The following is a 26,336-nucleotide window of genomic DNA, read 5'->3' on the forward strand; positions in this document are numbered from 1 at the left end:
GAGGATGCAATATGGGAACTCTTAAAATAATTCGGAACACCAGTGCAGATGCATCATATTTATATCATGCACTGCGTTACATCTGGGATGAACGAGCGATAACCCAAGAGGCAAGAGGGGTGAGCCTGGATGCAGAGCGTGCCTTTGAAGAGATGATGAAGGTAAAGCGTTATTTCGGGAAGGTCAGTGGAAATCCGTTGATTCATATGGTGGTATCTTTTGACAACCGGAAGGTGCATGAAGAGGGAAGTGCAATCTACCTGGCAAGGAACATTGCCTCCTATTATGCATATAAATATCAGGTGGCATGGTGTGTGCATATGAAAGGACAGAAAAGACGAAGTGGGCAGTGTGCATCATTATTCCATGCCCATATTATCCTGAATTCTGTCAGCTATTTGGATGGGAGAATGTTTGCGGAGAATCATAGTGATTTGAATGCGTTTCTGGGATTTTTGAAAGATATGACGTGTGATAAGAGGTGGAATGTGGTTTATGAGAGCCATTGTGGGAGGAAGTACTGATGCTGTTGTAATACGCAGTCTTTCAAAACAGTTCCAGATTCCAATCAAAAACAACGAACCATTTCCCATTTACACCGCATAAAAAATATGCTATGATATAGAAAAAGGCGGTGGTACTATGGAGTACGATGAAAACTACGAGATCTACAAATTTGTAGGAAAGGCGGCAGATGAATACGAACCGTTGGAGGAATTGCTTCGGCGGCATAAATTATCTTTCGACGAAGTATTGTATCAGGTGGATGCGTTCCGCAGTCGTTTTGCCAGGCTGGTGCAGCAATATAATATCCTCGACCGGAATTTCATGACCCTGTGTATTTCTTTGACAGAAACGCTGGAAGAATTGCCAGCAAATGAAGATCTGCAATTCATGTACTGTGCTATGGCGACAGATTGTGGTCTGCTGTTTGATCTGACACCGGAGGAACGGGATGATGAACAGGACATCCGCTGCTGGCTGGAGCAAAAACGGAGAATGGAAGAACTTCTGGAATTTATTCGCCAACAGCCAGGATTTCGGGAACGATTGCAGCAATTGAAAAAATCCCTAAAAAAGTCGGGGAAATCCCAGTCTCACCAGGATATTCAGGAGGAACAGGCATTGCTTTTCCGGTTGTCTCTGGAACATGGATTTTTGTACAGCGGCAGAAAAAGCAATATCTATCTGGAGAATATCGGCGAGCTGGTGCGGCTGGTAAACAGCAATGATAATCTGAAAGCGGTAAAGCCCTATGTGTATATGGCAGTGCTGAGCCGTAAGCACAAGATGATGCTGAATCGTTCCGGATATCAACCCAATTTCCAGAATGTGTTTGAGTATGAGGAATACAATATTGAGGTGGATAACGGCAAGAATTTCGACACCTACCAGTCGTATCTGGAACTGTATGATCATCTTCGGGGAAATTATCTGGACGAGCCGGAGGTAGACATTGCCTTTTCCGATTACTGCTTTGCCAATCTGTGCAATCTCAGCGACTGGTACTATGACAACTGCCAACCCAACGAGGAAATTCCCATGCATCTGCGGCGAAAGGTGGAATCTCTGATGCATCTGGGATTTCCCCAGATCGTGAGTTATCACGAGTACGAGAACTTTGATGTGATCGCTTTCACAGAGAAAAATCCCGTGCTGTCTATTGCCTATGATAATGCTCTGGATGTGACACTGTTCCGGGATGCCATGCGTGCATTTTACGATGGAAAGCCTATCAGTGAGTTTGCCAGACAGCTTTACGATGCCGCCAATGCGGAGCGAATTACCCAGGAGCACGCCAATGCGCTGACCTATGCAGAATTGTTTCTGCTGGGAGAAATGGAAGAGCAGCTTCGGGAATGGGTACTGGATGCGGCGGAAGATGCAGTGTAAAAATCTCATAGGATACGAAAACGTGCGTCAGAACGGCGCACGCTTTTTTTGTCTCCAAACACCAAAACGCTCCCTACCCAGTTATTGCATAACAATTCGGATTTTGGGAGGATGAGATATTCTTTATGATATTATGGATTCATCCAACAAAAACTCCGTCAGTCCGATATTCAGCACACCATTATCATCATACCACCGCTTGCGGATGTCTTTCCGGACGATGATCTTCGGAAAAGAATCACCGGTCAGGGCAAAGGGTTTCAGTTCCTGCTCGGTCTTATCCTTATCGGGCAGGGCAAACGCAGACTGAACATAAACCTTTTTACCGCCTTTGGAAGCGATGAAGTCTATTTCCCGTGCGGTTCTGGAATAGCTGCCATTTCCATTCTTTTCATTGGAATATACCACGCCCACATCTACTGAGAAACCTCGAAGGATAAGTTCGTTGTAGATGATATTTTCCATGATATGAGTCATTTCCTGCTGACGGAAACCGATGCGTGCGTTACGCAGACCGATGTCCTCACAGTAATACTTGTAGGGGTATTCGAAGTATTTACGCCCCTTGACATCAAAACGTTTGGCTTCACTGAAAAGAAAGGCATCTTCAAGGTGATTGATATATGCAGAAATGGTGTTCTGCGAAAAATTCTCTCCAGTCTTGGAACGCAGCGTATCGGCAACCTTCTTCGGGTTAGTCAGAGAACCGACAGAGGAGCATAGCAGGTCAAGCAGCTGACCAAGAATATCCTCACGCTCAATCTTCTTTCGTTCGACGATATCCTTGATATAAACCTCTGAGAACAATGAGGTCAAATAATTTGCCTTTGCCGTATCGTTCGGACGTGACAGTACCAGCGGCATACCACCATAAAAAGCGTATTCCTCGAAAGCGTCCTCCTTGTCACCACCAACAGCAGAATAATACTCTGCGAAGCTGAGAGGATGTACCTGTATCTCGTCGCTGCGCCCACGGAACTCGGTCAAGATATCTTTGGAAAGCATTTTCGAGTTGCTGCCCGTAACATAGACATCGAGGTTCGGCAGCGACCGCAGGTCATTCAGAGCGTCATAGAATGTGATTGGTTTGCCGTCAGGATTGTATGGGTTCTTAACGGTATCAGACATCTGTATCTCGTCAACGAACAGATAGAACTGATCAGATTGCCCCTCGACTTTCTTGCGGACATACGCAGCCAGTTCCAGCGGATCACGATATTTGATATCTTTGGTCAGATCAAGCTCAACTGATAGAATATTGTCGGGTGAAACGCCCTGGTCAAGCAGATACTTTTTGAAAAGGATATGCAGCAGAAATGACTTTCCGCAGCGGCGGATCCCCGTAATAACCTTAACCTGTCCATCCCACATATAGTCAATGACCTGTTGTAAATATCGGTCTCTTTTTATCTCCATGTAATCACCTCATTGAAAAGTACAGCGAGTTTAAATACTACTTTTCATTATTATATCACATATACCGCAGAATAGTCAATATTTTATTGAAAACTGCAGCAAGTTTTTCGTCAACTTTACAATCAAAGCATATTCAAATGCAATAACACCCGCACAGTCAGAATTCAAAATGCCTGGGTTATTTTCATAGCTACCGTCGGTGATCTGATGGCGCACGTTTTTTTCACAAAATAGAAAACAATTCCGAAAAATCCAAAAATTCCGGAAACTGTTTTGGGTATGCCTATGCTGAAAAAAATGGTATGATAAAGCTGTCAGATAAAACCGAACGACAGTTGCGAAAGTCGAAAAAACAAAGAAAGGAAAGCGTATGGATATCAAAGGTACGATTATTGATGTGATTCTTGTCCTATGGCTTGCGGGATGGGTGTATTTCCCCATCGAGGTATTCTTCCGGCTGTTGAAATGGGTGATTGGCTTCAAAAAATCCGATTTCAGCGAAAATCCAGCCATTCAGGAATATCAGCAATACTGCATCAACAGAGGAAATGAGGGCGTGGAAACGGCGAAAGAATTCGCCGGGCTGATCGTTCTCAGCGTAATTTTATACGTTATTGCTAAGATTTTTGCATAAGGAGGTACATATGGATAACATGACTTATTTTATGGCATGTGTTAATCACGGCGTCAGCGTCATTCTCTTTTTCGGGCGCATTTATTGGATCGCTTGTATCATTGCTGCGATTGTGAAGCGTGTGACAAAATTCCGGGAAAAGGAATTCGAGGAAGGCTCCATTTTGCAGAAGTACAAGGTCATGTGCGTGGAACGGGGCGGCGACCTGTATTGGTGTCTGAGACTGTTTGTACAGATGCTTGTTGTGGCAAATTTGGATAAGGTTCTCATGATGCTTTTCGGGTTAGAATGAGGTAGCAGTATGGTTATGAATGGTACAGAAGTACATTCTCTGGCGGAACTGCTGCGGAATTTCAGCATTGTGGATCTGGTTTACAGCTATACCAGCGGTGAACTGGAGATCTGGCTGCGAAAGATCGGTGAGCCGGAAAAGGCAGCGCATGTTCGCAGAATCCAACGACAGAATGCCTGTCTGCTGCTGCGGCTCTATGGTGTGTTCGGGCTGGAGCCGGAGTGGACGGAGGAGGAAGTCCGGGCACACGCTGAGTAAAAAAATAGATATTGGGAGGGATTGTTATGTTATGTAATAATTGTGGTTGCCCAGTGGATGAAGGTGCGAAGTTCTGTGCCAACTGCGGTGCAGCGGTTTATTGGGACTTTTCGTCAGATACAGACGCAGAGAACAATTGTAATCATACTCCGGTAAAACGCAAGAAACCCAGCAAAATCATAGCAATTGGTGTTGCAATCGTTGGCGTTGCCCTGATCAGCTTTTCCATGGGTGCGATTTGTATGGAAATGGATACAGGCAGCGATTTCGAAAACAGTAGCGGTGCATATGAAGAACTGGAATCAGAGAATGCTATTGAACCAATTACTGAAGCCGCACCATCAAATAACTACGGCATATACGTGACAGGCAACACGGAACTGGCAAGACTCGCAGGGAACACGTTGATTGATAAGTCAGCATGTCCATGGGAATCGGATTATTGCTATGGATATGTTTTGAAAAACGGTGATTATGACAGTGACGGAACATTCAGTTCCTATAGCAATGTTTCCGTGGCGGTCAATGAAGATCCATCCTATCCTTATACAGGAACTATTGTAATTCAGGCAACCCGGACGACAAATGGTCAGCAATACTCGCTGAGAGTGACATACGACTGGGATGCCGTGGATTATGGGGATTATTACAACTTTACGTGGCGGAACGAGCACATATACGGGTAAGGTTACTCTGTAGGCACTCTCTCCGACACTGCTTTCAAAAATGTGTGAATTATGGTCACCAGATTCTCCTGCTGTTCCGGCGGACATTTGGTGACCGGTTTCATAAGGACTGCCATTTGAGGTGACATTTCCTCGGAGGTGGTGCCCAGAAGAATATAGTCGGTGGTCAGGTTCAGGATATCCGAAAGCTTCACCAGTGTCTGGATGGACATACCTTTGACGCCAAGTTCAATGTCCGAACAGAATTTCGGCGAAACGTCCAGTTTCTCCGCCAGCTGTTCCCGGGTGTATCCCAGGGCTTCCCGCTGTCTGCGAATGCGCAAGCCCATTTCTTTGAATTGAATCGTTTTCATGTGCAAGTTTTCTCCTGTTTTGGTTGATAGTTTTATTGTACACGGAAATGGGTGGGGGATAAACTAACTTTTAGGGTTGTAAAACAATAACTTATAGTTTCACAAAATAGAGAGTTGCTTTTTGTACAATGTGATGAAAATATTGATTTGCTATTGACGCTGCTGTGTGCATGATGTATAATAAATATATAATTTTATACGAATATAAATTTATTTTGGTGAATATGATATAATGGAGGGAAAGATGAAAAGCATTGAAGAACTACAAGCGGATGTAAAAAAACTGTATCAGGAATTAGAAGAACGTAAGAGAATAGAACAGGCTGCTGCTCCGCAGGCAGTCAATTTTCGGGAAATTTCCGCAAAGGCAAAGCGCTATGCCATTCAGGGACATCCTATGGCAGAATGTGATGAGCATACTCAACAAATGTATCTGTTAGTGCTGTTGTCGGTTGCTGCGTTGGATGATACTGCATATGTGGACAGCTTTTGTACCATTTACCGGATCGCACATGGCATGCACTACGCCGGAGATGTGCAGGAGCTGTTTTTGTCTGCTCAACAGATGAATTTTGACAAACTGGATGAATGCACACGGTTGTTTCTGGGGAATGAAAAGCGGTTGCTGCTTCTGCTGGAGTGTATGCTGGTGGCTGGGACATTTGATGCCGGAAGAAAACAGGCTATGGCGTATCTTGCGCAATTGTGCGTTCTTATGAAGCTGACGAAAGAAGAAATTGTGTTTCTCTCCAATCTGGCACGAGTGGTGCTGATGCAGGATATTCAGCAGTATCAATGCGATATAAAAAATACGTATGAGATTTTTGATTGCTATTTACATATGTTGGAAAATCAAATTGAAATAAAAAAGTATACTTGTGATGTGTATGGATATGAGAATACGCTCGAATTCGTTAGAATAAATAAAAAAACACATGAGTTTATATACAAAATATCAACTCGTGAGATAAAGAATAAATACCCCCAAAATCATTTTTTAATTAAATACAGGAAAACTTGTTCTATAAGCAATAAAGGTAGTTCTGCAGCCGCACCTAAACAAACCATAGCTAGAAAAGTTTGTAACACAGTTAGTAAAATTGTACTTGTTGTAACGACTAACACACTATTGGCTTATAATCAGGCTTTAAAAGAATATTATAAAAAATAAAGGAGAAATATCATGAAAGAACTCTACACCACCTATATCCAAAAATTCCAAGCCGCAAAAACGCTTGCGGAAAAGTATGCACTTTCCACAGAAAAGTTGGAGTATGCCATTGCGGAGATCCCTGATTTCAAAGTGACCGTGCCCTTTATCGGCGGCTTCAGCACCGGAAAAAGTTCCCTGCTCAATACGCTGATGGAACGGGAACTGCTTTCTACAGAAATCACACCGGAAACAGCTGTCCCCACAGAAGTCTCCTATGGGACAGACAGCGTGACATACTGCACCGAAAATGGTGAAACATACGGCAAACCTGAGGAACTGAACACCAAAACATTGTCTGCTGAACATGTGCATCTGGTAAAGCTGACGCTGGAAAATGCATTTCTGAAACAAATCCCAACCTTGAAACTAGTGGATATGCCCGGCTTTGATTCCGGATGTGAGGTACACAATCGTGCCATTGACGACTATTTACCCAACAGTCTGGCGTACCTTATCACTGTCAGTGCCGATGAGGGAACTATCCGGGAAAGCGTTCTTCGCTTTTTAGATGAATTGAAATTGAACGAGAAGCCTGTTTTCATGGTCATTACCAAGTCAGACAAGATCATGCCGGACGAGCTGGAGGAAACAGTGTCTCATATTCGGCAAACTATGGAGCAAAAAATGGGGCTGCAAAATGTAAAAATTGCGATCACAAGTTCTGCTATGGAGGAGGCGGAAGAACTCAAGGAATTGTTGCTGGAACTACAAAGCCAGAGTGACCAGATTTTTCAGCGGTTCTATTCTCAGAGACTTTGTGTGCAGTTGGATAACATCCGCATCTATCTGAAACAGCAGCTTTCCTTGCGCAGCAGCGATGCAGAACAATTGCAAGCAGATAAGGAACTGCTGGAAGAACAGATCAAATCGCTGCAAAACAGTGTAGAAGAGGAAAAAAGCCGCTTTGCGGAACAGGCAAACCGCTGTATTTCTGCCGTTCAGAACAGAGTGGGAGATGATTTGCGCAAAAGTGCATCTGTGCTGGAAAACTTGTTGATACAGGGCGGCAGTATTCAGGATAAGGTCAATTACACGGTAAGAAATGCCATTACTTCTGAGATACACAATCAGCTGGAACCAAAGATCCGGCGGTATCTGAACAATATTTCCGATCTGATGCAGGCAGGAAATTTCCAGACCGATACCAGTGCGCCGCTATTGCAGCCGGGTATGATTGAGGATAATGAGAGAATGCGCAGTTCTCTGCAAAATATTGTGACACCAGTTTCCAGTGGAATTGCTGTAATTGTGGGAAGTATTTTGGGACCGATTGGCGCAGCTGTAGGATTTATTGTGGGTACATTTATTGGAAATGCCATCAACAAACACGCCCGTAAAAAAGAAGCGGCACAGAAACGGGAAGCAGCTGCCCAGCGTGTACGTGAGATCATTCAAGAAGTAACAGCTTCGGTCAGACCGCAGATCGAGTCCTCAATTTTGGAGATGACAGACAAGGTGAATGCTGAAATTGATGTTGCTATCGCAGAAAAAGTCGAGCTACATCGCAAGGCACTTGCAGATCTGGAAGAAAAGCTGCATCAGACAGAGCAGGAGCGTCAGGCTATGGAACAGGAGCTTACTGCTGATTTGCAGCAAGTGGAAATGATGTTGAAACAGGAAGGAGTACAGTGTAATGTATGAGGAAACCATAAAACAGCAGTTTCAATTGTTGAAACAGATCATTCAGTATGAAGAAACTGCAGATCTACAGGTAGACCTGTCTGAAATCGAAACGTTGATCTTCACAGAACTGCCGGAAACACTGGAGAAGAACGCACCGCCCAATTTCCCGGAACTGTACTTCGACTTCAAGCAGGAATACGAGCGGTTTAAGGAATTCATTCTGTACGAAAAGTTGATTGGTAAGAACGTTGTGGCGCTGGGCGGTGGATTTTCCAGCGGAAAGTCCTCTTTTCTGAATTCCCTGTTGGATCAGGAGATCCTGCCTTCGGATATTCGCCCGTCTACCTCTGTTCCGGCGTATCTTGTACACGGAAGCGATGTCGAAGTTCATGGTATCAATACATTCCAGTCCCGTGTACAGATGCAGCTGGAGGATGTCATGCTGCTATCCCATGGCTTCGGAAAGGATGACACGGACGGCACAGAAGTTACTCTGGGACACCTGTTGTCCAGTCTGTTTATTTCCACACCCATGCAGCCGTTCGCACATATTGCTCTGCTGGATACGCCGGGGTATTCCAAGGCAGATACGGCAGGCTATTCCGCCAAAACAGATGAAAAGATCGCACGTACTCAGCTCAATTCCAGCAACTTCATTCTGTGGTTTGTCCAAGCAGAAGCAGGAACGATCACCGAATCGGACATTGCATTCATCAAGACCCTGAAGCCGGAGATCCCGAAGCTGATCATTGTCAACAAGGCGGACAAGGTGTTCCCGGATGAACTGGACGAGATCATAGAAAAAATCCGGGATGTGCTGAATCTCAAAGGGATCCGCTATTTGGATGTGCTGGCATATTCCAGCGAGGAACCGGACGATTATGACAAGGATAAAATCCTGGCATATCTGCACCAGTGGGACGACAGTGTGACAGAAAGTCGGTTTGCGTATAACTTCAAGGTGCTGTTTACCAAGTGTAAGGAGTATTACGACGAACTGCTGGACGAGGAGAAAAAACAGCACAGTCGCTTGTCGCATATTCTGGCAGATGTGTCCCTGGAAAATGATGATGCACGGGATTATTTGAATTCCATGGACAATGCAGCAAAGCGGCAGATCAGCGATCTGAAGGAGTTGAAGGAACAGCTGCACCAGTTACAGGATCAGTTCTTTACGGAAATCAAGCGCATTGGTGATGCGGTTTCCATTGAGATGCCGGAGCCATCAGAGATCGACCTGCTGTCTGACCGTATTACAGACCCTAAGGCGGTGCTGGACACTTATTGTGCCAAGCATGGTATGGATACGCCAAAACACAAGAATTTGTGCAGCGACTTCGCTATGCTGTTGACCGAACGCTTTACAGATCTTCAGCCGGTGTTCAATTCCATTTCCGGCACAATGGCGTATCAATCGGAGCTGGCGGAAATGCTGGAGGATATGACAAAGATAGACCGAAACAAGGTGCATCTGCACGATTGTATGGAACTTCATGCAGATATGATTTATGCAACATTAGGAGGAAATTGAAATGGCAAATGCAATTGATACAAAGGTGAAACAGATCCGGACTTTTTTCAAAAGGAATCAGCCGAAAAGCCATCCCATCCTGGAGCATCCTATTTCCAAGTGTGAGGAATATGTGCGGGGGCTGTACTTCGATATGCTCTGTGTCATGGCGCAGTATGAAAATGAGGACGTGGAGAACCAGAATCGCTTTATTCAGCGTATTATGGCGGGCTGTGAGGAATCCATGCCCATAACGGAGCACATAAAGCGTGCTATGGAGATCAGTGCAGATAAGGTGGAAGAGTTCCTCAAGCAGTGCAAGGAAAATGACCTGAGCGAGATTTTCTTTGTGGACAGTCTGCTTATTGCCTGTGCAAACGGAGCACCCAATAAGAAACAAGTGGAGTTTTTGGCGGAGATCGGCGATGTGCTGGGATTTGACAAGGGAAAGATGCAGTATCTGACGGAACTGGCGGTTTCCATTCTGGAGCAGGATTCGGAGAAGTATGAAACGGCAAATGCTGGGTATGAGGAAGAGAACAAGGGCAAGCTGTTGGAGCAGATGGTCTGCTATACAAAGCAATTTGTCTGTGGGCTATTGATTGATATACCGACGTACCGATATTACTACGCCAAGAAGCAGTCTGACACGTCATTATTTGATGTGGGAACAACATTCAAAAATCTGGACAGCATAGTGATTGAAAATCAATTTATGAATCAACTGATTGTCTTTCAATCTATAAAATCAGTTGTACTGCGGAATTGTACGATTCGAAGCACCACATTATATTTTGTTGCAATTGATAATATTATTATCGACAATTGTACATTTGAGTGGAATGGAAAACACGATTTTGTTTATGAGGATGGTAAAAGCGACTATTACTATGCAGATAGAGCAATAGATTTTGAACTCTCTAACTCCAATATTCTGGTAAAAAACAGTAAATTCAGAGGTTTTTCTGTTTATTCTGCTCATGATTGTTATTATGATGGTAAGGCAACAGGTGCTGTTTTTTGCGACACTTCCAATAATAAAGGTAATTCTATTTTGATTGAAAATTGTGATTTTAGTGATATACATACATCAGCAGGTTATTATAGAGATTATGGGAGTTACAGCATACTTTATTATAGATCTTCTGATTGCTATAAGGTTAGAGTGATAAATTCACATTTTTCTAATTGTCATTCAGATGGTACAGGAACGCAATATCATTTATTTTATCATGTAAACGAAGAGAAAGGTAATACTATAATAAATAGTCATAACATATAATGAGGTGTAACAATGTTAATTTTTGAAAAAACCGCCGCAGAACAGGCGAAAATCAACGCATTTCTCACCCGTGCCGACCAGACCTTGTCGCAGCTTGCACCCTATGCAGACTACCTGACGCTCACCGACCTGCGCCGGGTGCGTGACAGCTTTGTCGCCAAAACAGACGACTTTTACCGCAGCGACCGGAAGCTGAACATCGGCGTCATTGGTCAGGTGAAAGCCGGAAAGTCAACCTTTCTCAACACCCTGCTGTTTGACGGTGCCGATGTGCTCCCCAGTGCCAGAACGCCGAAAACAGCGACCCTGACCAAAATCGAATACGCCGAAACCAACAGCATCTGCGTGGAATATTACAATCCGGAGGAATGGTCACTTCTGGAGGAATATTCCCGCTGTGACATCTCCGACAATGAACATGATGTGGCAAGAGAGATCATGAACATGGTTTCCAAAAACGGCATTGACCCCCGGGAATACCTGGAAAGAGGAACGGATGCGGTGCAGTTTGAATCCGTGGATGCCCTCATGGGACAGCTCAACGAATACGTTGGTGAAAACGGCAGACTGACACCCATGGTCAAAAATGTCACCATCCGCATGAACCGCCCAGAGCTTGCGGAAATCAGCGTGGTGGATACGCCAGGTCTGAACGATGCCATTGCATCCCGCACGGACAAAACAAGAGAATTCATTGAGAAATGTGACGTGGTCTTTTTCCTGAGCCGTGCCTCTCAGTTTATCGATGGCAATGATATGAAGCTGATCACCTCTCAGTTGCCCCAGAAAGGCGTGGAGCATCTGGTGCTGGTTTGCAGTCGATTTGATGATGGTCTGCTGGATGAGCTGCGCAAGGTGGGTTCACTTCGAGGCACTATGGACAAGGTCAAAGCTGCACTTTGCACACAGTCAGCGGAAATTGTCAAGCGTGCAAAGGCAGACGGCGGTGCTGCGGCGAGAGTACTGGAGCAGTGCCACGATCCTATCTTTATTTCCTCTATGTTGTATAATATGGCGCAGAAGCCCATAGACTCCTTTTCCAGGAATGAAGCATTTGTCTATAAAAAACTGAACAAATTCGGTGATCTCACACCGGAATTGATGCTGGAGATCGGCAACATGGACTGCGTCAAGACATTATTCCAGAAAATTGTCTCCGATAAGGATGCGACCTTACAGCAAAAGGCAATACAGTTTTTGCCCAGAGTACATGACGAGTGGAATGCTGCAGTGCGTATGATGTCAGAAGAAGCAAAGCGGAAATTGCAGGTGCTGGAAGCTGGTGATAGGGAAAAACTGGGGAAACAGAAAAAAGCGATGGAATCCCAGATTTCTGGCATCAAGGCATCATTGGAGACGGTTCTGGGAGATTTAATGATCGCACTGGAACAGACAAAGGCAGACAACCTGCGCAAGCTGCGGGAAAATTGCCGGGAATGCTCTCGTCTGGAGGAAAAGACCGGAACGGAGTGGCATACCAGCTCTCATATGGTTGGGCAAAAGAGTTTTCTCTGGTTTAAGTGGGGTGGACATCGTGAAACTACAAGTTACTCCACAACTTATACTTATCTTGCAACCTCGGATGCACTGGAGAATGTCCGCACATTTGGATATGATGCTTGTTCTGATATCGAAGCCGCATTTCAGCGTGCAGTAGATGTTAAGGCAACCAAACGGCGGCTACTCCAGACGATTCTGGACAATTTTGACAGCGGAGACGAAAATTTCGACATCAACCATTTCCGGCATATTACCGAAGCAACATTGAATCGTCTGGAATTTCCGGTGCTGAAAATTGATATTGACCCATTTCTCAATGCCATTTCCTCAAAGTTTTCCGGCGAAGTCCGGGATTCCAGCAGTCGTTCCAATTTACAGAGCCTGCTTGCGGAAACCATGGATCAGCTGTTTGAGGCAGTGACTAGTCAGTTTACTGCTTCTGTTACAAATTTCAGGGCATCTATTGATAAGATGCAAGGTACATTCCAAGAAGAACTGCTTCGGAATATTCAGGAAGAATTTGATCTCCTGCAAAAGCAGTTTGAAAACAAAGAACAGGAAATTACAAAGTACCACGAGGCAATTCAGAAATTATCTGATTCTCAGATTTCCTGATTCACAGAAAGGAGAAACTTAAAATGATGGCATCCATCAAATTAGACGGCAACAAAGTCCAGCGCTGCGCCTTCTGTAAACACTGGTATGATGTGACAAACGAACATATCAAGCCCCAGGATACGAAGCATAGTTATTGGAAATTCGACCCGCATGCGCACTGTATGTGCCTGAAACGAAATCTGAACATGGCAGGCGGGATGCGGTGTGACAAGTTTGAATGTAAGATAGAATCCTAAGACGGTTTTCAACAATACATATCATAGTTGGTTCAAATTTTTGTTATCTCCTCTCTTGACAAACTACGGAATTTAAAGTATAATAATCATGATTCAGTAAATATGAGCTGGAGGACTTGGAATGTTTCTTGGAAGAAAGTCAGAATTGAAACTGCTGGAAGATCTTTATGCAAGGGAGAGTTTTCAGTTTCTGGTGATGTATGGTCGTCGAAGAGTAGGGAAAACATCGCTGCTGCGTGAGTTTTCCAAAAAGCACAAAACGATCCTGTTTTCTGCGCAGGAGAAAAATGATGCACTGAATCTGGAGGACTTTTCAAGAACTGTGCAAACTCACTTGGAAGGCAGCTTTTTCGGTACCTTTTCCAGTTGGGAAACTGCGTTTCAATATATCGGAGAAAAAGCGTCACAAGAGAAAACTGTTTTGATCATAGACGAATTTCCATTTGTCGCAAGTGAAAATCCTTCTGTGAAAAGCATTTTACAGCATACCATTGATCACAGCTGGAACGAGAAAAAAATGTTTCTGATTCTATGCGGCTCCAGCGTCAGCTTCATGGAAAATGAAGTGATGGGCTATAAAAGTCCTTTATATGGACGTTCCACCAGTCAGTTGGAAGTACAGGCTTTTGACTATTTGGATAGTTCGCTGTTCTTTCCTAATTATTCCAATGTGGATAAGCTGCTTGCCTATGGCATCCTTGGAGGGATTCCCTGTTATCTAAATACGTTTCATGATACGCTTTCTATTGAACAGAATATCGCGGAGCAGATTCTTCGGACAGGGGCATTCTTGAAAGACGAACCGCAGCTCCTGCTGAAAATGGAATTGCGGGAACCTGCTGTATATAACAGCATATTTGAAGTCATCGCAGAGGGTGCCAGCAGACTCAATGACATTTCTTTGAAAACCCATGAAGAGAGCCAGAAATGTGCGAAATATATCAGCACGCTTCAAACGATTAAGTTGATCGAAAGAATTACGCCCTGTGGAGATGACGCATCATCCAAAAAAAGCTTGTACAAAATTGCTGATAACTTCTTTCTGTTCTGGTATCGATTTGTCTTTGCAAACCGCAGTTATTATGAAATGCTCGGTGATGAAGAAGCGGCAGCAGAGATCATGGAAAATCTACCTTCATATATGGGAGGCATCTTTGAGACAATTTGCTGTCAATATCTGATTCGACTGGCGAAACAGCGAAAACTGCCATTTGTTCCACATGACATTGGGAGATGGTGGGGTGCAAATCCCAAAACGAAAAAACAGGATGATATTGATATCCTCGCTCTGAATCGAAATCGGGAGTCAGCAATTTTCTGTGAGTGTAAATTCAAAAATGCAGCTTTTGATATGAAGGAATATGATGATTTTATGTGTGCCTCTGAATTTTTCAAACAGCCCAAGAATCGGTATTATTATCTGTTTAGCAAAGGCGGGTATACAACTGCTGTGCAGGAACGTGCAAAGCGTGAGAATGTGGTTCTTGTAGAGATTGATGATTTGTTTGAATTAGAAGCATGATGTTCTGCTATAGTTGAACCGCAAAAGGAATACGTAAATGTGGCAGGGGAGTTCTGATGATTGAAACGCAAAAATTCCAATATATTTTTTTCATGGTATACATCTACAGATACATCCACCGGAGTAAAAAACATATTGCAGTTTTTGTATATAGAACTTGAAAAAGACCGAATTTGCGTACAATTTGACACATTTTGATACTGGATGATATGAGCAATAGAATTCTCATAACCCGAAGGTCGTTGGTTCAAATCCAGCTCCCGCAACCATATTTGCACTCTAATTTTGATACAAAAATTAGAGTGCATTTTTATGCCCGAAAGTCCGTAATTGCGGAATAAAGAAACGATAGCTTGACAGCCACCAAATTCAGACAGAAAAATTTGTGCAATTTTTTCAATTCCGAAACGATAGGGTAAAGCTATCGTTTTTTTATTGTCGTTTGGGTGCACTAACTGGAAAAAGATCTATTCGTGATACCCAGATCATGATGTTATAAGGCGGTTGACTAACATCATCTAAAATGTTATAATGAAGTAAACTAAATCGGTAATGTCAGGAAGTGCAGCATATGCCAAAATCAGAAAACCAGAAACAAAAGATTCTGTATATTATGAAATTTTTCTATGAAGAAACTGATGAGGAACATACACTCACGGTCAACGAGATCATTGCAAAGCTTGAACGCAACGGAATTTCAGCTGCAAGGCGTTCGATTTATGATGATATCCGGACACTTCAGGCTTTTGGAGTGGACATTGTGATGCGAAAAAGCAAAACCTGTGAGTATTTCTTAGGATCCAGAATTTTTGAAATGGCCGAATTGAAAATTATGATTGATAGTGTACAATCTTCACGATTTATTACCAAAAAGAAAAGCGAATCACTGATCAAAAAGCTGAAAAGTCTTGCAAGCAAACCGCAGGCGAGAGAGTTTTCAGGTCAGATTTACATCTATGATCGAATCAAGAGTATGAATGAGAGTATCTTTTATAATGTGGATACACTTCATAATGCCATTGCTTCAACCAGAAAAATCACATTTCGATATTATGATTACAATATCAAAAGAGAAAAGGTATATCGTAAAAATGGCGAGAATTATCGCACCAATCCGATGGCACTGACCTTTGATAACGAAAATTATTATCTCATTGCCTACAACGAAAAGTATGAAGACTTCGTCCATTATAAAGTGGACAGAATGACTGATATTGCAGTTAGCGAAGAACGTTGTAGTATGCCGAGGGAGCCTTTTAATGCGGCAAATTATGTAAAGCCGATTTTCTCCATGTTCGATGGTGAAACCGAACATATTACAGCTGTATTTGATGTATCATATCTGAATGTAGTCATAGACCGTTTTGGAGAAAATGTGCGTCTGTCAGCACTGGAAGATGGCTGCTTCCGTGCAGATTTCCAGGCGGCAGTAAGTCCGACTTTTCTTTCATGGATTATCGGATTCGGCGAAGGAGCTTTCATAGTTTCACCGCTGTGGGTGGCAGATGAGGTACAACGTCTTGCTTTGGAAGTGGTGGAAATGTATACAGATACTGAAAAGTAATCATAGTACTGTTTATAGTACATCTGACATGATATACTTATATCAGAACTTGAGGAAATGATAGTACACAGGTGAAATTTTAAATGTCAGGAGTATTAAAAATGAACAAGAACCAGGCAGCACAGAAAGAAAATAAGTTCGGTAAAATCATCAAAAATGAATTTAAAAGGATAAAAATTCAAAAGACCGTTCCCTTTGAGGGCAGAACATTGTATCTAAGCGAGATTGACATAGATGGTGCCTTTCATCTTGACTGCATTAAAGGGGACAAACTAATCAGAGCAACAATTCATATGCCTGAAGCAGGTTATCAATTTGAAATTTCATTTTCTTCTGAGGAAGTCTCTGAAGAAGCAATGGTTGAAATTGAAAACAGGCTCAGAAATTGCAAATCTCTCTATAACAAGGATTATAAAACCTTTATGGCTGATTTAGTTACAATATTTAAGAGCGTCAACCTATAATCATTAACAGCTTGAGCTGTGTAAGAAATTCTGAGGTGAAACAACATGCCAATTATGGTAGAAAACATCAATGCACAAACAATCACGCCTGCCAATGGCAGGAATCCAAGACAACTCTACGAGCATCAGGAAGAAGCAGTAAAGAAACTGGATGCAATGGATAAAAAGGGAGAGTTTCGTACCCTGCTTGTACTCCCAACAGGCGGCGGAAAGACTTTAACAGCAGCACATTGGCTGCTCCGGAACGCTGTGGATAAGGGCAAGAAAATCCTTTGGATAGCACACCGCCATTTGCTTCTGGAGCAAGCGGCAGAGGCTTTTGCACGCAATGCATATACGGACAATATGGTAAACCGCACCGTGTTCAGCTACCGCATTGTTTCTGGTATGCACGACAAGCTCATACATATCAAGGAGACTGATAATATCATTTTTGCAGGCAAGGATAGCCTTATCCGCAGCATGGACAAGCTGGATAAATGGCTGAACGGCGAAGAAATCTATCTGGTGGTCGACGAAGCGCATCATGCAGTTGCAAAGTCATACAAGAAAATCATTCAGTATGTTGCAGATCACACAAAGTCCATGAAGCTTCTGGGACTTACGGCAACGCCATTCCGTACCTCTGAGGACGAGCAGGGCGCACTCAAGCAGATCTTCACAGATGATATTGTGTATAAAACAGATTTAGATGCTCTTATCAAAAAAGGTATTCTTGCAACTCCTTATTTCAACCCCTGTGAAACCAAAATACAGTTTACAGAACATCTGGGAATAAATGCTCTGAAAAGCATTGAGAATCTGGATATGCTCCCTGAAGACATTGCAAATGATATCGCAGACAATAAGGAGCGTAACAGGCTTATTGTGGACGAGTATATGAACAATTATGAGAAATACGGTCCCACTATTGTATTTGCATTGAATAAGGCTCATGCCATTGCTCTTAATAAACTTTTCAATGAAAAGGGGAAGAAATATGGCATCAGGTCAGAATATATTATTTCTTCCGTAAGAGATATGATAACCGGTATCACCATTTCCAATGAAGAGAATGAACAGAAGATCGAACAGTACCGCAAAGGAGAGATACAGGTTCTCATCAATGTTAATATTCTCACAGAGGGCACAGATTTGCCGAAAACACACACGGTATTTCTGACACGTCCCACGGTTTCCACTACGCTCATGACCCAGATGGTTGGCAGAGCTTTGCGCGGACTCAAAGCAGGCGGTACCAAAGAAGCCTACATTGTAAGCTTTGTGGACGACTGGAACGACAAGATTGCTTGGGTAAATCCGAAAACTCTGACAGATGCGGAATATCATGAAAAGGAAACCACTGCTGAAAAGCGTAAGCATAATATCCGTCTGATTGCTATTTCCAAACTGGAAGAATTTGCACTGATGGCAGATTCTGCTGTAGATACTTCTTCACTGGACAAGATTGCTGCTATTGAGCGGATTCCGCTGGGAATGTATGTGCTTTCTACATTTGAATGTAATCATCAGATTCTGGTATACAATAGTACTGAAACTGCTTACAAGAGCCTGATTCGTGATCTGCCGAACCTGATGGAACATTATGGAATCGAGGGCGAAACGATTCCAGAAGGTACGCTTGAAGATATGACAGAGCATTGTTTTCAGTGCTATTTTGATGAAAACATGATTCCTTCCTGCAACCGGAACGATATTGAGCATCTGCTGAAATTCTATGCACAAAAGGCAGTGGAACCACTCTTTGTTACTATTGATGAAATGGACAGAAAGAAGCTGGATGTATCTGAAATTGCCAGAAAAATTTACGATGAAGATATGCGCCGCAGTGAAAAGAATGCTTATATTCAGGAGCTTTGGGAGGAAGAAGGAAGCCTGATTCTCGTGTATTATTCCAACCAGTATTTCTTCAAAAAGCTTATTGATTTGGAGCTTGACAAGCTGGATGGCGATGTGGAGATTGCAGTGACTGAGCCGCAGACGGAAGCAGAACTGCGAAATCTGGAGCAGTTACCGTTGCAGAAAATCATTGCATTATATCCGAAAATTGGACTTGTACTCAGGGAGAATACCTATGCTGCTGCGCGAAATGCAGACGGAAATTATGTCTGTGCAGGATGCGGAGAAGTATTTCCCACACGTACCTATTTACAAGTAGATCATATCATACCTATGGCAAAAGGCGGCCTGACAGTTCAGGATAATTTGCAGGTGCTGTGCAGGACATGCAATATGCGAAAGAGCGATAAGTGATGGTATGGACAAAGTATAAGCTGATGCCGCAGGACATTGCGGTATACCTGTTTCTCGAAAACGCCTCCCACAAAAGAGAAAATGAGATCTTATCAGATTTGTTTGAAAATCACAATCAGATGATAGTCTGGGATTATCGGCCTGATTATTTTCTGCTCAAGCGGAGCGTGATGGATCTGGTGAATCTTTATGAGCTGGATGACAGAGAATACCATGAAGCTGAAATGATCCTTTTGGAGATATCACAAAAAGGGGCTGATTCAGAAATAGAAACAGATTGTTTTGGCGCATATTTCAAGCTTATCTGGATGCAGCTGACGTATTCTGGAATCTCCTACCGTAAAATCAAACTTAGAAATCTGCTGCGGGATTTTAATTATAAAAGAAGAACTGCGACACTGATGAATCGTATGAACCTGGCTTTAAATGCCTTAGGTCTGAAAACGTACCTTAGAGGTTATGAGAAATGTGATATCAGGGACGCCGGTCTTGATGATATGATTATGATAAGACTTGAAACAAAAAAGTAATATGAGCTCACAATGTCGTTCTAAAACAAATGTGATCATCTCATCTCTTCAAAAAATCAGCCCCACCAGGCAACCAGACAACTCCAGTCTGGCAGCCCAGTGGGGCGAATTTTATACTGTAATTTCCACATCATTATGAAATCTAAAAACCAACTTTCCATCTTCCAGAACTGTCACACTCTGAATCAGAATTTTCCACGCGCTTTCGTTGAAAAATGAAATATCCAGCTTACCACTGGCAACTTCACTGATCATATCCTTTAGGAATTCTCTTCGGGAAAGTCGCTTCTCTTTCTGCTTCTGGAGATGCAGCATTTGTTTTTTCATTTTGTTTCTTTCTGCATCAAGAATGTTGTATTTCTCCGTATACTCGTCAAGTTTTATGGGATTTCTCATATTTTCCGTTATCAGCGCACGGATTTTCTGTTCATTCTGAAAAAGCTGCTCCTGAATCTCCGACATTTCCGAATCAATGGCGGAGCAGTCGGAAAGCAGCTCTATGACCTGCTGACAAGATGCGATAAATACATCCTTGTGCTCCATGACCTTTTCGCAGGCAGTCAGGAATCTTTTCTTGATGTCATCCTCATATAAATGGGGCGTGGTGCATTTTTCGCTGTTCTGAAATTTATGATTGCACCGCCAGATGGTTCTCTGGTATTTACTGCCCGAATGCCACACCTTTGCTCCATAAAATCCGCCGCAGCAGGAGCATATAATTTTAGAGGAAAATAGACTGCTGCCACTGTATTCTCTCCCTGCCGATTTTCTCCGGATCATTTCTGCCTGTACCAGTTCAAATTCCTCTGGCGGAATAATGGCAGGATGACTGTCCTCCACAAAATACTGGGGGACTTCACCCTCATTGACCTTACGCTTTTTCGTGAGAAAGTCTACTGTAAATTTCTTTTGCAGCAGTGCAGAACCTTTGTATTTCTCATTGGTCAGAATGCTCTGAACGGTACTGGCATACCATTTCTGTTTTCCGCTGGGAGAGGGAATGCCTTGTTCCATGAGTTGTTTTGCAATTTTTCCAGTTGTCATACCCTGCATAAACCATCGGTAAATGTTACGGACAATTTTTGCTTCTTCCGGTACAATTTCCGGTAAACCATCTTCTCCTTTTCTGTATCCCAGAAAACTGGCATAGGGGAGTGATACTTTGCCGTCAGCCATGCGTTTTCGCTGTCCCCATGTGACGTTCTCAGAAATAGAGCGGGATTCCTCCTGTGCCAGACTGGACATGATCGTAATGAGAAGTTCACCTTTGCTGTCCAGTGTATAAATGTTCTCTTTTTCAAAATATACCTCTACATTTTTCTCTTTCAGCTTTCGGACAGTGGTCAGAGAATCTACAGTATTTCTTGCGAAACGGGAAACAGACTTTGTTACGATCAGATCAATTCTTCCGTCCAGTGCATCTGCAACCATACGATTGAATCCGTCACGATGCTTGGTATTGGTTGCTGAAATGCCCTCATCGGTATATACGGAAACAAACTCCCAGTCGCTGCGCCCCTGTATGTATTTTGTGTAATAATCTACCTGTGCCTCATAGGAAGTCTGCTGTTCTTCGGAGTCTGTAGAAACTCTCGCATAGGCGGCAACCCGGCGTCTGTGTGTGGCCATTTCCGGCAGATGCGTCTCAGGATTGAACCTTGCTGGAATTTTGGTTACGGTCGGCATTTTCTTGCATCCTCCTTTGCTTTTTTTCGCATTTCCTCTGTCCAGCTTTCGGAGCGGGAACGATCTTTCCATTGTGCTGAAATTGTATGTCCGTCACGGAAAACGAAAATCAGCTCATTCGGCTTTGGAACAAGGATTTGATCAATTTGCTGCTCCAATATATCGGCATCAAATTCTTGTATTCCAAGTATCTCACAACAAAGGTCAATTAACGTATTTTCGGGGATTTGCTTTGCTGTAGGACAGTATTTCTTACCTTTTGTGTTGTAAGTAGCACAGATCCAGACGATACCGGTGGGCGTTTTCTTTCTGCGGTAGCTTTTTCCGCAGCAACTGCACTGAATCTTGCTTGTAAAAGGATATGACGCAACAGTGGATTGCGGAGCAGTGAACTGCTCACTCTGCTTCTTCATACGTTCCTGAACTGCGTCAAAAATGTGTTGTTCAATGATTGCAGGATGGCTGCCTTCTACGAAATACTGCGGCAGCTGACCGTCATTTGTGATTTTCCGCTTGGTAATGTGGTTCTCCCGGAATGACTTTTGCAGCAGCATATTTCCGGCATACTTTTCATTTTTCAGGGTTCGCCGAATGTCCTCAGTTGTCCACTCACAGCCGTTGACTGTTTTTATGCCGATTTCATTCAGCTTGTTGGCAATCGCTTGTTTTCCCATGCCGGAGAGATAGTCTGAAAAAATCATCTGAACAGTTTCCGCTTCCTTTGGTACAATTTCCAGACTGCCGCTTTTTGTTCTGCGATACCCCATCATCCGGATGCTGCAAATTTTCCCTTGATCAAAATCTCTGCGGATTCGCCATTTCTGATTCTCGCTGGCAGAGTAACTTTCTTCTTGGGCATAACTTGCCAAAATGGAGAGCATCAGCTCACCGTCTGCACTCATTGAGTGGATATGCTGCTCTTCAAAATATACATCTACGCCAATGTCTTTCAGTTCTCGGACGGTTTCCAGAAGTGTGACCGTGTTTCTAGCAAAACGGCTAATGGATTTTGTGATGATGAGATCAATATTTCCGGCTCTGCATTCCGCAAGCATCTTCTGAAAATTCTCACGGTTGTCCTTTGTTCCGGTCAAAGCTTCATCCATAAAAACGCTGATTTTGATACAATGCAACGATTGCAGTTTAGGGGGTGCAAAAATCTGCACCCCCTACTTTTTAACGATTGCGATTTTGCACCCCCTACCTTTTAACGATGCACCCCCCTAAGTCGGATTTGCACCCCCTATTATTTAACGAATGAGTGCATAGAAAAAAGCACCCAAGGCTTCAAAAACCCTGAGTGCAAAATCGGCTTATTTGCTTATTCCACTGTAATCTCTGTTCCATCACGGAAGGTCACTGTAATCTCATCCTTGCTTTTCACCGTAAGGAAATCCACCAAGGCACACCACAGTCCTTTATCAAATTCTGTCTGAAACTGTGCGGTTTCCTTGACCGCAATGATGAAGTCCTGCAGCTGTTGATGCCGAGCCTTCTTATCTGCAATTTCAGATTCCAGCTTATCGTAGGTGTATTTCTCAGCTTCATACTGTGAAATCAAACTGTCGTAGCGTTTATTATAGGCGGTCTGGTCGAGTGCCACACGGGCATTCTCTGCCACAATGTTCTCCGTCTGTTCCACCAGAGCATTCATCTTTACGGCACTCTCATCAAGCCGCTTTTCCAGTTCAGCAGTGTCCGAGAGCAAATGCAGAATGGTTTCCGCATTTTCCATCAGAGCCTCACGCTCTGAAAGATATTGATTGACTGCCTTGATAAATACCTCTTTGATTTCATCTTCGGTCAGATGCGGTGTTTTACACTTGCAGCCATTCTTAAATTTATGATTGCACTGATAGATCACCCGACGGTACTTGTCGTTGGAATGCCATACCTTAGAGCCGAACCAGCCACTACAGTCTCCACACTTGATTTTCGATGCAAAAATACCTGTACCACTGTACCGCCCTTCTGAATTGGTGCGGCGTTCCATTTCTGCCTGCACCTGCTCAAAAATACGAGGGTCAATGATGGCTTCGTGGTTTTTCTCCACATAGTATTGAGGTACTTCGCCGTTATTCTTCTTTTTCTCTTTGGTAAGGAAGTCTGCGGTGTAGACCTTCTGTAAAAGTGCATCGCCCTTGTACTTCTCGTTTGTCAGAATGCTCCTTACCGTAGAACTGCTCCAGTTCTTCTTGCCGCCGGGTGTCGGAATGCCAAGACCCGTCAGCTTTTTCGCTACCTTGCCGCAGGAGTAGCCGTCCAGAAACAGTTTATAAATCAGCTGCACTGTCTTTGCCTGTTCCTCATTGACCACAAGATTCCCATCGGGGCCACGGTCATAACCAAGGAACCTGCCAAACGGTACAGTTACCTTGCCATCTGCAAAACGCTTACGCTGTCCCCATGTGGTATTCTCTGAAATAGAACGGCTTTCTTCCTGTGCAAGAGAACTCATAATCGTGATGAGCAGTTCGCCCTTTGCATCAAATGTCCATATATTCTCTTTTTCAAAGTAGCATTCGCAGCCGTTTTCTTTCAATTTTCGTATCGTAGAAAGGCTGTCAACCGTATTTCTTGCAAATCGGCTGACCGATTTTGTGATGATAAGATCTATCTTTCCCGCCAATGCATCCTGCACCATCGAATTGAAACCGTCACGGTGTTTGGTGTTGGTCGCACTGATACCTTCATCTGAATATAAACCTGCGAACTCCCAATCATCACGCCCTTTGATATAATTTGTGTAATAATCCACCTGTGCCTCATAACTCGACTGCTGTTCCTCGTGGTCAGTGCTGACACGAGCATAGGCTGCCACCTTTCGCTTTTCTTTTGCGGTAAGTGGAGTGGCGGTGAATCGACTAATTGTAGCAGGGATTGTCCTCACATTTTTTGCCATGTTTTCTCACTTCCATCGTAAAAATAATATTTCAAACTACCGTCCTTCTGGACTATGATCGCTTTGACTTGCTTCGCAAACTCAGAGGCATCAAATTCTTCTGTACCCATAATGTAAGCGGATACGGTTCGCAGATTGCAGTCTGCCAAGTCCTGTGCGTTGCACTCTGTTCTGACTTTTGATTTGCCTGGGCAATACCAATAGTGGTACTTTCCGTAGCTGCAATACCTGCGAAGTACATTCCCACAGATGCCGCATCTGATTTTTCCGATAAACTCGTCTGTCGAGGTGCTTTGATGAACATTCACTCTAAGTTTTAATGTTTCAAAGTGCTTGACCATGCCGTCTTTCAGATAAAAATCGATACTGCCTGTTTTCTGGACTACCATCTTTTCTACGGTTGCGGTGAAAAACTCATCATCAAAGGACTTTTTCTGCATCACTTTACAGAAGATTTCTCTGATTTCCGTATCTGCATAGTTCACGCTGTCGCAGGTAATGCCATGCTGGTGCTTTGCTCTGCAGCTCCAATATAAATGTCCGCCGTCTTTCGTGGTACTTATGGCTCTGCCATACCGCTTGCCGCACATCCCACAGAAGATTTTCCCATCCAATAAGTTGTGCGGTATTTTTAGTACTTTTTCCTTTTTGACCTTCACAGGCTTTGGTGGCATTTTCCATGTTTTTGTTTCGCCGCCCTTGAACTGCATCTGAACATCTCCGCCATCCAGCACAGTGATGCTGTTGACTGCTTCATTGAACTTCTGCTCGTCAAATCCATCCGTTCCCATTAGCTCTGCACATATTTCTTGGAGCTTTGGCTCCGTAAAACTCTGACTTCCGCAGTTCATACCTTTTTCCTTCTTACTGCGGCACAGCCATCTTGCACATTGAGTTTCTTTTGCGGCTGCTACCCTTGCGTATGATCTGCCGCAGATACCGCACTTTATCTTTCTGGTAAATGGGTAGGTCGGATTTTGCATCGACTCTCTACGCCTATGCTCAGCAAGTACTAATTCATAGGTTTCCTTGTCGATAATGGCTTCATGAGCATCCTCGATAATATACTGTGGCAGAACACCATCATTGATGACCTTTTTCCCTAAAATGGGGTCTGGTATGTAGGATTTCTGTCTGCGGATAATTCCTGCATAAATATCGTTATGCAAAAGTTGCCTTACCGTAGATTTATTAAAGAGCTTGTCGTTGATTGTGCGGTATCCTGCATCATTCATATTTTTTGCAATATTTCGCAGTGTTGTGCCGTCAAGGTACATTCGAAACATCCATCGCACCATTTCGGCTTCTTCAGGAACTACCATGTAGCATTTCTGTTTCTCATCGTATTGGTAGCCACTTAGGTGCTTATTTGCCATACCAATCTCACCGGACTGAAAACGCTTGCGGATACCCCATTTACAGTTGTCTGAAATGGAACGGCTTTCTTCCTGTGCAAAGGATGCCAGGATGGAAAGCATCAGTTCTCCGTCACCGCTCATGGAATTGATATGCTCTTTTTCAAATCGCACTTCCACACCGAGACTTTTCAAATGCCGTACCGTTTCCAGAAGGTCAACCGTATTTCTTGCGAATCGGCTGATGGACTTTGTAAGGATAATGTCGATTTTCCCATCTTCGCAGTCCTGCAGCATTCGGCAGAACTCGTCACGCTTTGCAACCTTTGTGCCAGATATGCCATAATCTGCATATACCCCTGCGTACTGCCAGTCAGGATTCTTTTGAATCATACTGCTGTAATAGCTGACCTGTGCCGATGCGGAATGCAGTAAACGTTCGGTGTCTCTTGACACTCTGGCATAAGCTGCAACCTTTTTCTTAGGCTTTATAGCCGCCGCTTTGGGTTCAATTTTGCTTATCTTTCGCATAGAATCACTCCTTGT

Annotated in this window: 22 protein-coding genes; 16 read left to right on the plus strand and 6 right to left on the minus strand. The window is 43.5% G+C overall.

The window, feature by feature from the left end; all coding sequences use genetic code 11:
• Both Q0418_RS02975 and Q0418_RS02980 read left to right on the plus strand, forming a co-directional pair.
• On the plus strand, positions 1-524 hold a 524-nt coding region (locus tag Q0418_RS02975), incomplete at its 5' end, for a relaxase/mobilization nuclease domain-containing protein (protein ID WP_298482097.1).
• A gap of 118 nt (positions 525-642) precedes the next feature.
• Complete coding sequence (locus Q0418_RS02980) at positions 643-1,893, plus strand: hypothetical protein (RefSeq protein WP_298482099.1); 1,251 nt, start codon at positions 643-645, stop codon at positions 1,891-1,893.
• A 123-nt stretch (positions 1,894-2,016) separates the two neighbouring features.
• Here the strand turns inward: Q0418_RS02980 and Q0418_RS02985 are convergent, their stop codons facing one another.
• On the minus strand, positions 2,017-3,309 hold the full coding sequence (locus Q0418_RS02985) for an ATP-binding protein (protein WP_298482101.1): 1,293 nt from the start codon (positions 3,307-3,309) through the stop codon (positions 2,017-2,019).
• A 370-nt stretch (positions 3,310-3,679) separates the two neighbouring features.
• On the opposite strand from Q0418_RS02985, the gene Q0418_RS02990 reads away from it, so the two are divergent.
• The 4 genes from Q0418_RS02990 to Q0418_RS03005 are packed head-to-tail and all read left to right on the plus strand — an operon-like array spanning position 3,680 to position 5,179.
• The gene (locus tag Q0418_RS02990; RefSeq protein ID WP_298482103.1) at positions 3,680-3,943 is read left to right on the plus strand and encodes a hypothetical protein; all 264 of its coding nucleotides are present in this window, start codon (positions 3,680-3,682) and stop codon (positions 3,941-3,943) included.
• Between the two features lie 10 nt (positions 3,944-3,953).
• Positions 3,954-4,235, plus strand: a complete 282-nt coding sequence (locus Q0418_RS02995; RefSeq protein ID WP_298482105.1) for a hypothetical protein — start codon at positions 3,954-3,956, stop codon at positions 4,233-4,235.
• 9 nt (positions 4,236-4,244) lie between these two features.
• Positions 4,245-4,493, plus strand: coding sequence for a hypothetical protein (locus Q0418_RS03000; RefSeq protein ID WP_298482106.1), 249 nt, complete (start codon positions 4,245-4,247; stop codon positions 4,491-4,493).
• A gap of 26 nt (positions 4,494-4,519) precedes the next feature.
• Positions 4,520-5,179 carry a zinc-ribbon domain-containing protein gene (locus Q0418_RS03005; RefSeq protein WP_298482108.1) on the plus strand — a complete coding sequence of 220 codons (660 nt, stop codon included), beginning with the start codon at positions 4,520-4,522 and terminating at the stop codon, positions 5,177-5,179.
• Between the two features lie 2 nt (positions 5,180-5,181).
• On the opposite strand, the gene Q0418_RS03010 is transcribed toward Q0418_RS03005, so the two are convergent.
• Positions 5,182-5,532: a helix-turn-helix domain-containing protein gene (locus Q0418_RS03010; RefSeq protein WP_298482110.1), complete on the minus strand. Its 351-nt coding sequence runs from the start codon at positions 5,530-5,532 to the stop codon at positions 5,182-5,184.
• A 244-nt stretch (positions 5,533-5,776) separates the two neighbouring features.
• Here Q0418_RS03010 and Q0418_RS03015 point away from each other — a divergent pair, with 244 nt between their 5' ends.
• The 10 genes from Q0418_RS03015 (at position 5,777) to Q0418_RS03060 (ending at position 19,847) form a co-directional block, all read left to right on the plus strand.
• Entirely contained in the window at positions 5,777-6,703 is a 927-nt protein-coding gene (locus tag Q0418_RS03015; RefSeq protein WP_298482112.1) for a hypothetical protein, read from the plus strand.
• 12 nt (positions 6,704-6,715) lie between these two features.
• The gene (locus tag Q0418_RS03020; protein WP_298482114.1) at positions 6,716-8,386 is read left to right on the plus strand and encodes a dynamin family protein; all 1,671 of its coding nucleotides are present in this window, start codon (positions 6,716-6,718) and stop codon (positions 8,384-8,386) included.
• The gene (locus Q0418_RS03025) at positions 8,379-9,899 is read left to right on the plus strand and encodes a dynamin family protein (protein WP_298482116.1); all 1,521 of its coding nucleotides are present in this window, start codon (positions 8,379-8,381) and stop codon (positions 9,897-9,899) included. Before Q0418_RS03020 ends, Q0418_RS03025 begins: the two co-directional genes overlap by 8 nt.
• A gap of 1 nt (position 9,900) precedes the next feature.
• Positions 9,901-11,160 (plus strand): right-handed parallel beta-helix repeat-containing protein, encoded by a 1,260-nt coding sequence (locus tag Q0418_RS03030; protein WP_298482117.1) that lies wholly within the window; start codon positions 9,901-9,903, stop codon positions 11,158-11,160.
• Between the two features lie 12 nt (positions 11,161-11,172).
• Positions 11,173-13,275: a dynamin family protein gene (locus Q0418_RS03035; protein ID WP_298482119.1), complete on the plus strand. Its 2,103-nt coding sequence runs from the start codon at positions 11,173-11,175 to the stop codon at positions 13,273-13,275.
• Between the two features lie 360 nt (positions 13,276-13,635).
• Entirely contained in the window at positions 13,636-15,036 is a 1,401-nt protein-coding gene (locus tag Q0418_RS03040; protein WP_298482120.1) for an ATP-binding protein, read from the plus strand.
• 571 nt (positions 15,037-15,607) lie between these two features.
• Positions 15,608-16,600 carry a YafY family protein gene (locus Q0418_RS03045; RefSeq protein WP_298482121.1) on the plus strand — a complete coding sequence of 331 codons (993 nt, stop codon included), beginning with the start codon at positions 15,608-15,610 and terminating at the stop codon, positions 16,598-16,600.
• A 101-nt stretch (positions 16,601-16,701) separates the two neighbouring features.
• Positions 16,702-17,064 (plus strand): hypothetical protein, encoded by a 363-nt coding sequence (locus Q0418_RS03050; protein WP_298482123.1) that lies wholly within the window; start codon positions 16,702-16,704, stop codon positions 17,062-17,064.
• 45 nt (positions 17,065-17,109) lie between these two features.
• Positions 17,110-19,317 (plus strand): DEAD/DEAH box helicase family protein, encoded by a 2,208-nt coding sequence (locus tag Q0418_RS03055; protein WP_298482125.1) that lies wholly within the window; start codon positions 17,110-17,112, stop codon positions 19,315-19,317.
• Positions 19,314-19,847 (plus strand): hypothetical protein, encoded by a 534-nt coding sequence (locus Q0418_RS03060; protein WP_298482127.1) that lies wholly within the window; start codon positions 19,314-19,316, stop codon positions 19,845-19,847. Before Q0418_RS03055 ends, Q0418_RS03060 begins: the two co-directional genes overlap by 4 nt.
• A 111-nt stretch (positions 19,848-19,958) precedes the next feature.
• Here the strand turns inward: Q0418_RS03060 and Q0418_RS03065 are convergent, their stop codons facing one another.
• The 4 genes from Q0418_RS03065 to Q0418_RS03080 form a co-directional block, all read right to left on the minus strand.
• On the minus strand, positions 19,959-21,533 hold the full coding sequence (locus Q0418_RS03065) for a recombinase family protein (RefSeq protein WP_298482129.1): 1,575 nt from the start codon (positions 21,531-21,533) through the stop codon (positions 19,959-19,961).
• A complete protein-coding gene (locus tag Q0418_RS03070; RefSeq protein WP_367276215.1) occupies positions 21,521-22,699 on the minus strand; it encodes a recombinase family protein in 1,179 nt (392 codons plus the stop codon). The genes Q0418_RS03065 and Q0418_RS03070 overlap by 13 nt, the downstream gene beginning before the upstream one ends.
• A 155-nt stretch (positions 22,700-22,854) precedes the next feature.
• Entirely contained in the window at positions 22,855-24,435 is a 1,581-nt protein-coding gene (locus tag Q0418_RS03075) for a recombinase family protein (protein WP_298482132.1), read from the minus strand.
• Entirely contained in the window at positions 24,420-26,321 is a 1,902-nt protein-coding gene (locus tag Q0418_RS03080) for a recombinase family protein (RefSeq protein ID WP_298482134.1), read from the minus strand. The genes Q0418_RS03075 and Q0418_RS03080 overlap by 16 nt, the downstream gene beginning before the upstream one ends.
• Positions 26,322-26,336: the final 15 nt, after the last annotated feature.

The organism is uncultured Ruminococcus sp. (assembly GCF_937915125.1).
GTDB lineage: Bacteria > Bacillota > Clostridia > Oscillospirales > Ruminococcaceae > Ruminococcus_C.

What these genes read in the sequence shown, in the direction of transcription:
- Q0418_RS03010 (WP_298482110.1), bottom strand. Translation starts at nt 5,532, where the DNA reads ATGAAAACGATTCAATTCAAAGAAATGGGCTTGCGCATTCGCAGACAG.
- Q0418_RS02995 (WP_298482105.1), top strand. Translation starts at nt 3,954, where the DNA reads ATGGATAACATGACTTATTTTATGGCATGTGTTAATCACGGCGTCAGC.
- Q0418_RS02990 (WP_298482103.1), top strand. Translation starts at nt 3,680, where the DNA reads ATGGATATCAAAGGTACGATTATTGATGTGATTCTTGTCCTATGGCTT.
- Q0418_RS03005 (WP_298482108.1), top strand. Translation starts at nt 4,520, where the DNA reads ATGTTATGTAATAATTGTGGTTGCCCAGTGGATGAAGGTGCGAAGTTC.
- Q0418_RS03030 (WP_298482117.1), top strand. Translation starts at nt 9,901, where the DNA reads ATGGCAAATGCAATTGATACAAAGGTGAAACAGATCCGGACTTTTTTC.
- Q0418_RS03045 (WP_298482121.1), top strand. Translation starts at nt 15,608, where the DNA reads ATGCCAAAATCAGAAAACCAGAAACAAAAGATTCTGTATATTATGAAA.
- Q0418_RS02980 (WP_298482099.1), top strand. Translation starts at nt 643, where the DNA reads ATGGAGTACGATGAAAACTACGAGATCTACAAATTTGTAGGAAAGGCG.
- Q0418_RS03020 (WP_298482114.1), top strand. Translation starts at nt 6,716, where the DNA reads ATGAAAGAACTCTACACCACCTATATCCAAAAATTCCAAGCCGCAAAA.
- Q0418_RS03035 (WP_298482119.1), top strand. Translation starts at nt 11,173, where the DNA reads ATGTTAATTTTTGAAAAAACCGCCGCAGAACAGGCGAAAATCAACGCA.
- Q0418_RS03065 (WP_298482129.1), bottom strand. Translation starts at nt 21,533, where the DNA reads ATGCCGACCGTAACCAAAATTCCAGCAAGGTTCAATCCTGAGACGCAT.
- Q0418_RS03075 (WP_298482132.1), bottom strand. Translation starts at nt 24,435, where the DNA reads ATGGCAAAAAATGTGAGGACAATCCCTGCTACAATTAGTCGATTCACC.
- Q0418_RS03000 (WP_298482106.1), top strand. Translation starts at nt 4,245, where the DNA reads ATGGTTATGAATGGTACAGAAGTACATTCTCTGGCGGAACTGCTGCGG.
- Q0418_RS03025 (WP_298482116.1), top strand. Translation starts at nt 8,379, where the DNA reads ATGTATGAGGAAACCATAAAACAGCAGTTTCAATTGTTGAAACAGATC.
- Q0418_RS03040 (WP_298482120.1), top strand. Translation starts at nt 13,636, where the DNA reads ATGTTTCTTGGAAGAAAGTCAGAATTGAAACTGCTGGAAGATCTTTAT.
- Q0418_RS03080 (WP_298482134.1), bottom strand. Translation starts at nt 26,321, where the DNA reads ATGCGAAAGATAAGCAAAATTGAACCCAAAGCGGCGGCTATAAAGCCT.
- Q0418_RS02985 (WP_298482101.1), bottom strand. Translation starts at nt 3,309, where the DNA reads ATGGAGATAAAAAGAGACCGATATTTACAACAGGTCATTGACTATATG.
- Q0418_RS03055 (WP_298482125.1), top strand. Translation starts at nt 17,110, where the DNA reads ATGCCAATTATGGTAGAAAACATCAATGCACAAACAATCACGCCTGCC.
- Q0418_RS03015 (WP_298482112.1), top strand. Translation starts at nt 5,777, where the DNA reads ATGAAAAGCATTGAAGAACTACAAGCGGATGTAAAAAAACTGTATCAG.
- Q0418_RS03050 (WP_298482123.1), top strand. Translation starts at nt 16,702, where the DNA reads ATGAACAAGAACCAGGCAGCACAGAAAGAAAATAAGTTCGGTAAAATC.